Origin of the sequence: Pseudomonas baetica (assembly GCF_051216495.1) — a bacterium.
GTDB lineage: Bacteria > Pseudomonadota > Gammaproteobacteria > Pseudomonadales > Pseudomonadaceae > Aquipseudomonas > Aquipseudomonas baetica_B.
This window is the reverse complement of sequence record NZ_JBPKAM010000009.1, coordinates 26,835-38,593: the sequence shown is the minus strand read 5'-3', so window position 1 is coordinate 38,593 and position 11,759 is coordinate 26,835. Positions and strand designations below refer to the sequence as shown.

Annotated in this window: 18 protein-coding genes and 1 pseudogene; all 19 read left to right on the top strand. The window is 61.9% G+C overall.

Annotation, left to right across the window (positions count from 1 at the left end; translation table 11 throughout):
* Positions 1-109 precede the first annotated feature (109 nt).
* The 19 genes and pseudogenes from ACSFE6_RS05825 (at position 110) to ACSFE6_RS05735 (ending at position 11,756) form a co-directional block, all read left to right on the top strand.
* Complete coding sequence (locus ACSFE6_RS05825) at positions 110-964, top strand: GPO family capsid scaffolding protein (RefSeq protein ID WP_435426710.1); 855 nt, start codon at positions 110-112, stop codon at positions 962-964.
* 30 nt (positions 965-994) lie between these two features.
* Positions 995-2,002 carry a phage major capsid protein, P2 family gene (locus ACSFE6_RS05820; RefSeq protein ID WP_435426709.1) on the top strand — a complete coding sequence of 336 codons (1,008 nt, stop codon included), beginning with the start codon at positions 995-997 and terminating at the stop codon, positions 2,000-2,002.
* A 3-nt stretch (positions 2,003-2,005) separates the two neighbouring features.
* Entirely contained in the window at positions 2,006-2,707 is a 702-nt protein-coding gene (gene gpM, locus ACSFE6_RS05815) for a phage terminase small subunit (RefSeq protein ID WP_435426708.1), read from the top strand.
* Positions 2,708-2,810: 103 nt separating this feature from the next.
* Positions 2,811-3,275 (top strand): head completion/stabilization protein, encoded by a 465-nt coding sequence (locus tag ACSFE6_RS05810; protein ID WP_435426707.1) that lies wholly within the window; start codon positions 2,811-2,813, stop codon positions 3,273-3,275.
* Positions 3,275-3,484 carry a tail protein X gene (locus tag ACSFE6_RS05805; RefSeq protein WP_435426706.1) on the top strand — a complete coding sequence of 70 codons (210 nt, stop codon included), beginning with the start codon at positions 3,275-3,277 and terminating at the stop codon, positions 3,482-3,484. Before ACSFE6_RS05810 ends, ACSFE6_RS05805 begins: the two co-directional genes overlap by 1 nt.
* A 60-nt stretch (positions 3,485-3,544) precedes the next feature.
* Positions 3,545-3,868, top strand: coding sequence for a phage holin, lambda family (locus tag ACSFE6_RS05800; RefSeq protein WP_435426705.1), 324 nt, complete (start codon positions 3,545-3,547; stop codon positions 3,866-3,868).
* Positions 3,865-4,704 (top strand): N-acetylmuramidase domain-containing protein, encoded by an 840-nt coding sequence (locus ACSFE6_RS05795; RefSeq protein WP_435426704.1) that lies wholly within the window; start codon positions 3,865-3,867, stop codon positions 4,702-4,704. The genes ACSFE6_RS05800 and ACSFE6_RS05795 overlap by 4 nt, the downstream gene beginning before the upstream one ends.
* The gene (locus ACSFE6_RS05790) at positions 4,701-4,880 is read left to right on the top strand and encodes a hypothetical protein (RefSeq protein WP_435426703.1); all 180 of its coding nucleotides are present in this window, start codon (positions 4,701-4,703) and stop codon (positions 4,878-4,880) included. The genes ACSFE6_RS05795 and ACSFE6_RS05790 overlap by 4 nt, the downstream gene beginning before the upstream one ends.
* 24 nt (positions 4,881-4,904) lie before the next feature.
* Positions 4,905-5,111: a hypothetical protein gene (locus ACSFE6_RS05785; RefSeq protein WP_435426702.1), complete on the top strand. Its 207-nt coding sequence runs from the start codon at positions 4,905-4,907 to the stop codon at positions 5,109-5,111.
* Complete coding sequence (gene lysB, locus ACSFE6_RS05780; RefSeq protein ID WP_435426701.1) at positions 5,108-5,551, top strand: Rz-like lysis system protein LysB; 444 nt, start codon at positions 5,108-5,110, stop codon at positions 5,549-5,551. The genes ACSFE6_RS05785 and lysB overlap by 4 nt, the downstream gene beginning before the upstream one ends.
* Positions 5,469-5,663: pseudogene (gene lysC, locus ACSFE6_RS05775) on the top strand (Rz1-like lysis system protein LysC); the annotation flags it as partial. The gene lysB and the pseudogene lysC, both read left to right, overlap by 83 nt.
* 237 nt (positions 5,664-5,900) lie before the next feature.
* Positions 5,901-6,437 carry a phage tail protein gene (locus tag ACSFE6_RS05770; RefSeq protein WP_435426700.1) on the top strand — a complete coding sequence of 179 codons (537 nt, stop codon included), beginning with the start codon at positions 5,901-5,903 and terminating at the stop codon, positions 6,435-6,437.
* Complete coding sequence (locus ACSFE6_RS05765; RefSeq protein ID WP_435426699.1) at positions 6,430-6,885, top strand: phage virion morphogenesis protein; 456 nt, start codon at positions 6,430-6,432, stop codon at positions 6,883-6,885. Before ACSFE6_RS05770 ends, ACSFE6_RS05765 begins: the two co-directional genes overlap by 8 nt.
* Before the next feature lie 61 nt (positions 6,886-6,946).
* The gene (locus tag ACSFE6_RS05760) at positions 6,947-7,519 is read left to right on the top strand and encodes a phage baseplate assembly protein V (RefSeq protein ID WP_435426698.1); all 573 of its coding nucleotides are present in this window, start codon (positions 6,947-6,949) and stop codon (positions 7,517-7,519) included.
* Positions 7,516-7,860, top strand: coding sequence for a GPW/gp25 family protein (locus tag ACSFE6_RS05755; protein ID WP_435426697.1), 345 nt, complete (start codon positions 7,516-7,518; stop codon positions 7,858-7,860). The genes ACSFE6_RS05760 and ACSFE6_RS05755 overlap by 4 nt, the downstream gene beginning before the upstream one ends.
* On the top strand, positions 7,857-8,768 hold the full coding sequence (locus tag ACSFE6_RS05750) for a baseplate assembly protein (protein ID WP_435426696.1): 912 nt from the start codon (positions 7,857-7,859) through the stop codon (positions 8,766-8,768). The genes ACSFE6_RS05755 and ACSFE6_RS05750 overlap by 4 nt, the downstream gene beginning before the upstream one ends.
* On the top strand, positions 8,768-9,385 hold the full coding sequence (locus ACSFE6_RS05745) for a phage tail protein I (RefSeq protein ID WP_435426695.1): 618 nt from the start codon (positions 8,768-8,770) through the stop codon (positions 9,383-9,385). Before ACSFE6_RS05750 ends, ACSFE6_RS05745 begins: the two co-directional genes overlap by 1 nt.
* Entirely contained in the window at positions 9,382-11,343 is a 1,962-nt protein-coding gene (locus tag ACSFE6_RS05740) for a phage tail protein (RefSeq protein ID WP_435426694.1), read from the top strand. The genes ACSFE6_RS05745 and ACSFE6_RS05740 overlap by 4 nt, the downstream gene beginning before the upstream one ends.
* On the top strand, positions 11,340-11,756 hold the full coding sequence (locus tag ACSFE6_RS05735) for a phage tail assembly chaperone (RefSeq protein WP_435426693.1): 417 nt from the start codon (positions 11,340-11,342) through the stop codon (positions 11,754-11,756). Before ACSFE6_RS05740 ends, ACSFE6_RS05735 begins: the two co-directional genes overlap by 4 nt.
* The last annotated feature ends 3 nt before the right edge of the window (positions 11,757-11,759 follow it).

Genomic DNA, 11,759 nt, shown 5'->3' with positions numbered 1-11,759 from the left:
CGGCCTGTAAGCCGTCCCGCTACAACTCCCCCACGTTGCCGCGCCATCGCGCGATGCCGACCATGCCCTCATCGCCAGGCACAACGCCACCGCAATGAGGACTCCCAGCATGGCCGGCAAGACCGAAACCCCAGCCAAGAAGTACCGTTCCAAATGGACCCGTATCGCCGTTGAAGGCGCCACCACTGACGGACGCAACATTGAGCGCAGCTGGATCGAGGACATGGCCAGCACCTACAGCCCAAACACCTACGGTGCGCGGATCAACTGCGAACACATCAAGGGTTACTGGCCAGGTGGTGAGTTCGGCGCCTACGGTGACGTTCTGGCGCTCAAGGCTGAAGAGGTCGAGATTGCCGGCATCAAGAAGCTGGCCCTGTTCGGTCAACTCGAACCCAACGCCGCGCTGCTCGCCCTGAACAAGGCAGGTCAGAAGGTTTACACCTCGATCGAGGTTCAACCGAAGTTCGCCGACAGCGGCAAGGCCTACCTGGTCGGCCTCGCCATCACCGACACCCCCGCGAGCCTGGGCACCGAAGCGCTGTCTTTCAGCGCTCAACACGGCACCTTGACCAACCGCAAAAAGGACAAGGACAACCTGTTCACTGCGGCGGAAGAAACCGCACTGGAATTCGAAGAGTTCGCCGACACCCCCGGCATGTTCGCCTCTCTGAAAGAGAAGGTTGGCGAGCTCCTCGGCATGAGCAAGGACAAAGAAGGCAAGGATGCCGCCAACTTCGCCGCCTTGGGCGAGTTGATCGAAAGCCTGGCCACGCATGGCAGCGAACAGGCCGACGCCTTTGCTGCTGAACAGAAAGTCCGCCAGGAATTGCAAACCAAGTTCGAGAAACTCGAAAAAGAGTTCGCCGACTTGGTCAAGCGCCTGGGTGAAACCGAAGACCACAGCCACAAGCAACGACCGGCCGCGACTGGTGGCGATGGTGCCGTGCTGTCCGCCTTCTAAACCGCCCGACCGATCACCGGAGAATCACCAATGCGTAACGAAACTCGCCTCGTATACAACGGAATGCTGGCTCACATCGCCAAACTCAACGGCGTGCCCAACGCTGCCGAGAGCTTCAGCGTCACCCCTTCCGTCCAGCAAAAGCTTGAGACTGCAGTTCAGGAGTCCAGCGACTTCCTCAAGCGCATCAACATCATCGGCGTCAACGACCAGGAAGGCGATGCCATTGCCCTGGGCGTGAACGGTCCGACCGCCAGCCGCACCAACACCGCTGGCGGTAACCGCCGCAACCCAGCGAACGTGGCTGACCTGAAAAAAGACAGCTACAGCTGCAAAAAAACGGACTTCGACACTTCCTTCCCCTATCAACTGCTGGATGCCTGGGCCAAGTTCCCCGACTTCCAGGTGCGCCTGGCCAACTCCATCGCTCAGCGACAGGGCCTCGACCGCATCATGATTGGCTTCAACGGTACCAGCGCCGCAGCTGCAACCGACCGCGCAACCAATCAACTGCTTCAGGACGTCAACATCGGGTGGTTGCAGAAAATCCGCACTGGGGCTCCGGAGCGTGTGCTCGATGAGGGCGCCACCCCGGGCAAAGTCACTGTGGGCGCCACCGGCGACTACAAGACTCTCGACGGTCTGGTCTTCGATGCCGTCCAGATGCTGGATCCATGGCACCGCAAGCGCACTGACCTGGTGGTAATCGTCGACCGCGCTCTGCTGCATGACAAACAGTTGGCAGCTGTCGAGAAAGGCGCAGCCTCCAACCAGGAAGAGAACGCCGCCGACGAGGTCATCACCAAAGGTCGCTTGGGCGGCCTGAAGATCGAAGATGCACCGTTCTTCATCGAGGGCGGCGTGCTGGTCACCACCCTGGCCAACCTGTCCATCTACTGGCAGGAAAGCGCCCGCCGTCGCCACCTGAAGGACGAGCCGGAGTACGACCGCATCGCCGACTATCAGTCCTCCAACGACGCCTATGTCGTTGAAGACCTCGGCCTCGTCGCCTTGGTCGAAAACATCGAGCGGGTGTAAACCATGGCCCTGACCCTTGCCCAACGCAACCAGTTGCAAAAGCGCGCAGCCCGGGAGGCGGCAGCCGCCGCCCCTGCCGCCATGATGGATGGTGCCACCGGTTACGAGGTGATGCTGGCCAAACTGCAGCAGGACCAATTCCGCTTGAAACAGGTGCAATCCCAGGAGGGCAAGGCAAAGCTCAAGACCGAGATGCTGCCCGATTACGTGCCCTACGTTGATGGCGTGCTCTCGGCTGGTCAGGGCGCCCAGGACGACGTGATCACCACCATCATGGTCTGGCGTTTCGATGCCAGCGACTTTGCTGGTGGATTGCAGGTCGCTGAGTACGTACTGAAGCACGGCCTGATGATGCCGGACCGATTCAATCGCACCACCGGCTGCCTGGTGGCCGAAGAAGTGGCCACGGCCGCACTTAAAGCTCAAAAGGCCGGCGGCACCTTCCCACTGGAGATCCTCACCAGTACCGCTGTGCTGACCGAAGAGCAGGACATGCCGGACGAAGCCCGCGCCAAGCTGGTCCTTGCCCTCGGCCGCGCCACCTTGGAAGGCATCGACGACGTGAAGCCTGGGCAACCAGGTCAGCTGCAAGCAGGCATCGATCTACTCAAACGAGCCATCGAGTTGCACAGCAGCTGCGGTGGCAAGAAAGACCTGGAGCGCGCTGAGCGCCTCCTCAAGAAACACACTGGCCCAGCCAGTTAAACGAGCGTCCCACGCACCCGGCGGCTCGGGGCGGATCAGCGGGTTTTTCTCCTCGGCCCAGCTGTGAAGTCCCGACCACCGCCGACCTATTCGAGCGACAAGCATGAGCGGATTCATTGCCGGCGGCATTCCAACGACCGCCTTCCCGATCGGCAACGGCACCTTCTGGCCAGAGATTGACGGCCAGCATTTGCGCGCCGCCATGCGTATCACTGATGCCGTCACTGACGATCGTCTAGAGGTCGCGACTGTCAACGCCATGATCGAGGCAAACCGGGAGCTTGCAGGCTACCGGGCTGCCCAGCAGGCCCTGGGCTTTGCCACTTTGGCCGACGTGCCAGCCGAGCAAATCAAAGGCGAAAGCCAGCTGCTGCACCTCTACCGCCGCGTCATTTATTGCAGTGCGCTGGCTGAGCTGGTGGAGCGCTACAGCAGTTTTGATGCCACCAATAGCGGCGAGAAGAAGGTCACCGAGGAAGAATGCAGCGCCGACCAACTGCGCCGCGACTCGCGCAAAGCACTGCGCAGCCTCCTTGGGATCAGCCACACCACAGTGGAGCTGCTGTGATGCCCGCCGTGATCGCCAACCAAGGCGACACCGTCGACGCCATTTGCTGGCGCCACTACGGCCGCACCGCAGGCGTCACCGAGGCCGTGCTGGATGCCAATCCCGGGCTGGCTGACCTCGGCACGACCCTGCCGCACGGCACCCCAGTGCAGTTGCCGGAGGTGGCCCCCCAAGCAGAACAACGACAGATGGTGAATCTATGGGACTGACTCAACGCGTCCCCTCTCTGGATATTCGCCAGCTTCCCACCCTCAACCCTGGACAGCGGAATGAAGCGCATGCCTGACAAACCGGACACCTGGGCCTGGCTCGCTAGCTGGCTCGAACAAAACTGGCCCGCCCTCTATGCCGGCGGCCTCGCCGCTGTCATTGCGGCGCTGCGGATTATTTACGGCGGCGGCACCCTGCGCCGCGTCGCGCTGGAGGCCCCGTTGTGCGGCGCCCTCGCTCTGGCCGGCAGCCACGGCCTGTCCCTGCTGGGGATTCCCGCATCGACCGGTCCGTTCTTCGGCGGTGTCATTGGGCTGCTCGGTGTTGAAGGCACCCGGGCGCTGGCCAATCAATTCTTCAAGCGCAAGGTGGACCAAGTATGACGACCCTTCGCCATGGCGATCGCAACCAGGATGTTCGCCGTCTGCAGCAGCAACTCAACCAGCACGGTGCCGGCTTGTTCCTGGACGGCGCCTACGGCGACGAAACCGAGAAGGCCGTCCGCGCCTACCAGCGCAAGGTCGGCTTGGTCGACGATGGCGTTGCCGGCGCCAAGACCCAAGCGGCTCTAGCCGGCGCCGACTGCAGCCAGTTGCTGTGCAGGACCTCCCTAGTCGCCGCTGCCAAGCGCTTGGGCGTCGAACTGGCTGCCGTGATGGCCGTCAACGAGGTGGAAAGCCTCGGCAAAGGCTTCCTGGACAACGGCAAGCCCAAGATTCTCTACGAGCGGCACATCATGTACCGCCAGCTCGCCCACCCGCGCACCCCGGAAGACGACGTGGTTGCGCTGCAGGCCCACGCCGATGACTTGGCCACCACTCAACCCAACCTGGTCAACCCGCGTGAAGGGGGATATGCCGGCGGTACTGCCGAACACCAACGACTGGCCCAAGCCCGGCTCATCGATGATACCTGCGCGCTGGAGTCGGCCAGCTGGGGTGCCTTCCAGATCATGGGCTATCACGCTGTACGCCTGGGCTACTCCAGCGTGCAGGACTTTGCCGCCCGCATGGCCAAGGACGAAAACGAGCAGTTCGAAGCCTTCGTGCGCTTCCTTGAGGCCGATCCGGCACTGCTGAAGGCGCTCAAGGCCAAGAAATGGGCTGTGTTTGCCAAGGGTTACAACGGCCCCGATTACCAACGCAATCTGTACGACATCAAGTTGGAGCGCGCCTACCAGCGGCATACCGCCTGTGGATGCGATAAGGAGGCCGCATGAAAACCTTTCTGATCGTGATGCTCGTGATGCATGTCATCGGCATTGTCGTAAACAGTCGTTACCTTGCCGGCGCCTACCCGCGCACCCAACCGGTTCATCGCTCCGAAGACTTGATCGGACTGGTGATTCGGATCGGGATGCTCACTTGGGTTATCAGCCTGCTGGACGTTTTCTGACCTTTGGTCCGTCAAGGAGTCACCATGATCGACATCGACGCAGTGAAACGCTTGAACGTACAGGACGGCGATCTGCTGGTGGTGCCAGAGGACAGCGATCAGCACGACATGGAACTGCTGATCAACGCGCTATTCGTCCTAATGCCGGGCCGCAAAGTCATCATCATTCGCGGCCCGGTGCAGCAGCTGGATGTCGGCGACATGAACAAGCTCGGCTGGTACCGCGCATGAGCACGCTGCGTCAGGCGCTGTATGGCCTCGCCTTGCTCGGCGCCCTGGCTTTGCTGATTTGGGGCCAGGAACAGCGCATAGCGATCGCCGATAAGAACACCGAGCTGGCAGAAAAAGACCTCAAGGCTGCCCGGGGCGAGGCTGATCGCAATCTGGCTACCGCGAACACTCTGCGCGACACGCTACAACGGGAGCGCGAGACGCAGGCCAGTCTGCGTGCTCAGCAGGATCAACTGCGCCAGGGTCTGGCCAACCGTGAACGAACGATCGAGGCATTGAAACGTGAAAACTCAGAACTTCGGATTTGGGCTGACCAGCCTCTGCCTGATGCTGCTCGCCGGCTGCGCGAGCGCCCCGCCCTCACCGGCGCCGACGCTTATCGTCAGTGGCTGTCCGGCCGTGGTGCCGTGCCGCCTGCCGGCGACGGGACCGGACAGTAACGGCGCACTGCTCACCGATCAGGACCGCGCTGAGGCCGCTTGGGCGGACTGCGCCGCCCAGGTCGATATGGTTTACCAACACCAGCAGAAGGCCTCCAATGAAATTCAATAATCTTGAATCGCTACGCCTCACAGGGCGAACCGGGTGGCGTAAGGGATTGTTCGGCAGACTTATCATCACCGTCGAGGTCCGCGCCCCCCGCAGATGCTACCCGCGCATACCGCCACCGCCTGGCGGCCCAGTGGAATACGCCACACGCTGGCGTGATGCCACCTTGTTTGATCTGCTTGAACTGCTGCAGTGTGCGCAGAATCAAGAACCACAGCTGAAACCACCGCCGGTGACCCCATGAACAAACCCGATAGTCTCCGAGCCCATCTGCTGGCTGCCATACCCGAACTCAAGCACAACCCCGACCGCCTGTTGATCTTCATCGACAACGGCAAGATCCGCTGCACCGGGGCTGCCGGCCTGTCCTTCGAATATGCCTACGACCTGCAGATCATCCTGACCGACTTCGCCGGCCATCCCGACAGCGTGATGCTGCCGCTGCTGGGCTGGCTGCGCGTGAATCAGTCGGAGCTGCTGGTCAACCTGGACAAGTCCGCCGAGGGCATCAAGTTCGAAGCCGATGTCATCGACCACAGCAAGGTCGACATGAGCCTCAGCCTGCCGTTGACCGAGCGCGTCATCGTAAAGAAACAGGACGATGGCACCTTCACCGTCAAACATGCGGCCGAGCCGCAGTACACGCCCTACGAGCAGATCGAAGGCCCGATCCAGGTATTTGCCGACGGCGTTCTGCTCGCCGAATGGCCGGCGCCACAACCGACCGATGCCGTGGCGTTGGCCAGCCCGCATCCGCAGCGCCCCGCCAATGAGTGACCTGCAAGCCTTGGAGGACTGGGCCGGCCTGCTGCTGCACCGTATCGAGCCGGCAGCCCGCACGTCCCTGGCCCGAACCATTGCGCAGCAGCTGCGCCGCAGCCAGCAACAGCGGGTCACCGCCCAACGCAACCCGGACGGCAGCCAGTACGCCCCGCGAAAGCAGCGCGACCTGCGCGGCAAACAAGGCCGCATCCAGCGCAAACTGAAGATGTTCCGCAAGCTGCGCACCGCGAGTTACCTCAAAGCCCGGGGCGACAGCAACCTGGTCAGCGTCGGTTTCACCGGGCGGATTGCCCGCATCGCCCGCGTGCACCAGTACGGTCTGAAGGACCGCGCCGAACGGGGTGCCCCGGATGTGCGCTACGACCAGCGGGAAGTGCTGGGCTTCACCGATGCCGATCTCGAATTGATCCGCGACACCCTGCTGGCCCACCTGACCCTGTAACCACCCGCGCTACAAGTTCCCCCGGCTGCGCTCGCGTGCGCGTGGCGCCACCATCGGCGGCATGACCAATATCGCCGCCCTCTCCCGCCTGCTGGAAAACCTCATCCGCTTCGGCACCGTAGCCGAAGTTCAGATGGCGCCGCCGCGCGTGCGCGTAAAAACCGGCGATCTGCTCACCGCCTGGCTGCCATGGATCGCCCTGCGTGCCGGTCTGGACAAGGACTGGGACCCACCCACCGTAAACGAGCAGGTCATTCTGTTCAGTCCGTCCGGGCAGCTTGCCAATGGCGTGGCCCTCGGTGGACTTTTCAGTGAAGAGCACGCCGCCAACGGCGACCGTGAAGGCCTGCACCGCCGCACCTACCGCGACGGCGCCGTCATCGAATACGACAGCATCGCCCATCACCTGCGTGCAGTCCTGCCCGAAGCCGGTACCACTGAGCTGATCAGTCAGGGTGGCATTCACATTGTCGGCCCGATCACCCATGAGGGCGACTACACCCAGACCGGCAATCAGCACGTCACCGGAAAGGTCACCGTCTCGGTAGATGTCGTCGCGGCCGGCATCAGCCTGGTCAATCACCCGCATGGCGGAGTAATGACTGGCGGCGGCAAAACGGGGAAACCGGAATGAACAGAGACACCGGCGGCGCCATCAATGACCAGGACAGCATCATCCAGTCCATTGGCGACATCCTGACCACGCGCATCGGCACCCGCGTGATGCGCCGTGAGTACGGCAGTTTGTTGCCCGAGCTGGTGGACCACCCCTTCAACGATGCCACGCGACTGCGCGTTTATGCCGCCACCGCCATGGCCTTGCTGCGCTGGGAACCGCGGATCAGCCTCAGCCGTGTGCAGTTCAGCGGCGTCAGCCTGCAAGGACGGGTCGTACTGGAACTGGAAGGCACCGAAGTCGACAGCAACCAGCAACACAACCTGAGTATTCCGCTGCAACTGGGGGCTAGCGTATGAACACTTTTGTCCCAATCGATCTCAGTCAGCTCCCGCCACCACAGATCGTTGAGCAAATTGACTTTGAGTTGATCCTGGCCGAGCGCAAGGCCTATGCCATCAGCCTTTGGCCCGTGGAGCAACAAGCGGAAATCGCCGCCCGCCTCGAGCTGGAGTCGGAGCCGCTGACCAAGCTGCTCGAGGAAAATGCCTACCGCGAAACCATCTGGCGTCAGCGTGTCAACGAAGGCTCTGTGGCCAACATGCTCGCGCTCGCCCAGGGCGCCGATCTGGAGAACCTGGCCGCCAACTACAACGTCGAGCGCCTGCTGGTCCAGGCCGGCAATCCTTTGGCCGTGCCGCCGATCCCCGAAATTCTGGAGAGCTACGACAGCTTGCGCGAACGTGCGCAGATGGCGTTCGAAGGCCTCAGCACCGCCGGCCCACGCAACAGCTACATCTTCCACGCCCGCGCAGCTGACGGGCGGGTGGCCGATGCCACGGCGGAAAGCCCAAGCCCTGCCGTGGTAGTGGTCACCGTGCAATCCCTGTTGGGCAATGGCAGCGCGGATGCGACCTTGCTCAACATCGTCGAAGCCTACCTCAGCGACGACGATCGCCGCCCCGTGGCGGATCGCCTGACCGTGCAGAGCGCGGTCGTCCTGCAGTACCAGGTCAATGCCCGCCTGTACCTGAAAACCAACGGTCCCGAGTCCGAGCCCATCCTGGCCACGGCCAACCAGCGCTTGCTGGCCTATGTGAATCAGCGCCGCCGACTGGCCATGGAAGTTTCCGAGTCAGCCATTCACGCCGCGCTGCACGTCGAAGGCGTGCGCAAGGTCGAGCTGGACGGCTGGATCGATATCACCGCCACGCCCTACCAGGCACCGTACTGCACCGGGATCACCCTAACGCAGGGGATTGATTAATGGGCGCCGTATCGCTGTTGCCGCGCAATGCCAGCCAGCTGGAACGCCTGGCTGCCGAAGCATTGGCGCAAATTCAGCGCACGCCCATTCCGCTGCGCCTGCTGTGGAACCCCATGCTGTGTCCGGTGGAGTTTCTGCCATATCTGGCCTGGGCCTTTTCCGTGGATCGCTGGGACAGCAAGTGGACGGAAGCCACCAAGCGGGCCGCCATTCGTGCGTCGTTTTACATCCACTCGCACAAGGGCACCATCGGCGCCCTGCGCCGAGTCGTCGAGCCATTGGGTTACCTGATCGAGGTGATGGAGTGGTGGCAGGCCGTCCCCGAAGGGGTACCCGGGACCTTCGCCCTGAAGGTCGGGGTGCTGGAAACCGGCATCACCGATGAGATGTACCAGGAACTGACGTTCCTCATTGATGACGCCAAACCCCGCAGCCGACACCTGACAGGCCTGGCCATCAGCCTCGAAACCACCGGTCGACTCTACGTGGGTGCCGCGATCTACGAGGGCGACGAAATCACCGTGTACCCGCCCACTCAGCGCGACATCGAAGTCACCGGTGTCATTGGCCGGGGCGGCCGCGACCACACCATCGACACTCTGGATGTATACCCATGATCGACCAGAACTCTCAGTTTTTAGCCATCCTGACCACCATCGGAACCGCCAAGCAGGCCAACGCCAATGCCCTGGGCATCGCCTGGAAGATCACCCAGATGGGCGTCGGCGATGCCAATGAAACGGACCCTATTCCGTCAGCCGCGCAGACCGCACTGATCAATGAGCGTCGTCGTGCCCCGCTCAATCAGCTCAAGGTTGACCCCACCAACAGCGCAATCATCGTTGCCGAACAGGTCATCCCTGAAGACGTGGGCGGCTGGTGGATTCGTGAAATCGGCCTGTATGACGCTGACGGCGACCTGGTCGCCATCGCCAACTGCGCGCCGTCATTCAAGCCACTGCTGGCACAAGGCTCTGGCCGCACGCAGGTCGTGCGGATGAACTTGATCGTCAGCAACTCCAGCAACGTTGAACTGAAGATCGATCCCAGTGTGGTGCTCGCCACCCGCGCCTACGTCGACACGAAAGTTCTGGAAGAGCTGAACAAGCTCGACAACAAGCAATCGGTAAGGGTCGCGACCACGGCCAACATCGCGTTGGCCGGACTTCAGACGGTGGACGGTGTGGCCCTCGCTGCCGGTGACCGCGTGCTGGTAAAAAACCAGGCCGTGGCCAAGGACAATGGCATTTACCTCGCGGCAGCGGCAGTCTGGACGCGGGCACCGGATGCCGACACCAATGCCGAGGTCACCTCGGCGCTGGTGGTATCGGTTGAGCAGGGCACTACGCTGGCCGACTCTCGTTGGCAACTGGTCACGGATGGGGTGATTGTCCTGGGCGCAACGGCCCTGACGTTTCAGGACGTCACTCAGGGCTATGCGCCGATCAGCTCCCCGGCCTTTTTGGGCGCCCCAACGGCACTGACCCCGCCCCAGTTCGACAACTCGCTCAGGCTGGTGAACACCGCCTTTGCAAAGCGGATGGGCGTCGAGTATTCGGGTTTCGCACCACTGACGGCCAGCACCGTGTTGGGCGCATCAAGCATTGGCGGCGTTGTCGCTGGTGCATCCGCTACACCGATCAACATCACGTTGCCACCTACCGCCGGGGTGCCTGATGGGGCGACGGTTGAGGTGGTGAACGCTGGGTCCGGCGCCGTCACTGTTCTGGCAGCTGGATTAGATGTGTTGGCGTCTCCGATGGGGGCAGTGATTCCTGTCGTATTGGGTATGGGGGATAACGTCGAGTTCGTTAAGGTCGCGGGCGCCTGGCGCTTGCGGGGCGGGTCCATGGCCCTCAAGTATGCGGCGGTAATGGCCGGTGCAAACTGGCTCACTCAGCCGAAATTCACTGACAACGATTCGTTCGCCACCTGCAAGTTTGTGAACGAGGCAGCGGGTGCGCTACGTCGCACGGTCTACAGTCTGACCCCCGGACAAGTTATTACTCCGGCCATGGTTAATTCTTTGCTTTATGCAGGCGCAGGGACGACCAGCGCAACATTGCCACTTTTGTCGAGCGTTCCCTTTGGATCAACCCTTACGTTCTCCGCCATGTCGTCGCCCATTACCTTGTCACGGCAAGGCACCGATACGATTTGGGCGACCAGTCCAAACTCTGCAATGACCTCCATCTACGTTAATTTGGGCGACACGTTGACGTTGCTGGCCACTTCGTTCGGATGGGTTTGCACGGGAGGCTCCGCAATGTTCGCCTATCAGGGGAGCTCCGGGGTTTTCGCCTCATTGCAAAGCACAAATGGCTATCAGAAGCTGCCGGGTGGTCATCAAGAATGCCGCGGGACATTTACGTCCAGCCCTACTCCTGGAGCGCCAGTGAGCATCACTTTTCCTCAAGGGTTTGGCGCGATACATCAGGTGGTGATAACCCCGGCTAGCACCTCAACCGCTGTAGTTTCGGCATGGCATGACTCGGCCTCTGTTTCGGGATTCAATGCCCGCTGCAACCTCGCATCTACTCTCTGCCACTACATTGCAAAAGGAGTCGCCGCATGACGATCTGGGCTAAATGGGTAGATCAGGACCAGCGATTCCTGTTCATGGGGCGTGACAACGGCGGCATAGAAATTACCGTCGAAGAACATGCGGCACTGCTAGATGGGCAAACTGCTGGCAAGCGTATTGGGGTGGATGCGAATGGCGCACCGGTGCTGATTGATCCGCCGCCGCTGACTCCGGAGGAAGCCGCCGCGATCGAGCGCACCTGGCGTGACGCCAAACTTGCCGCCACGGACGGAGATGTAACCCGGCACCGTGACGAGTTGGAGGAAGGTGCAGCTATGACACTCACGGTCGAGCAATACAGCGCGTTGCAGGTGTATCGCCGACAGTTGCGCGACTGGCCGGAAAATGGCGAGTTCCCTCTTATCGATCACCGCCCGGTAGCACCCTCCTGGTTGTTTGAGTAAGGA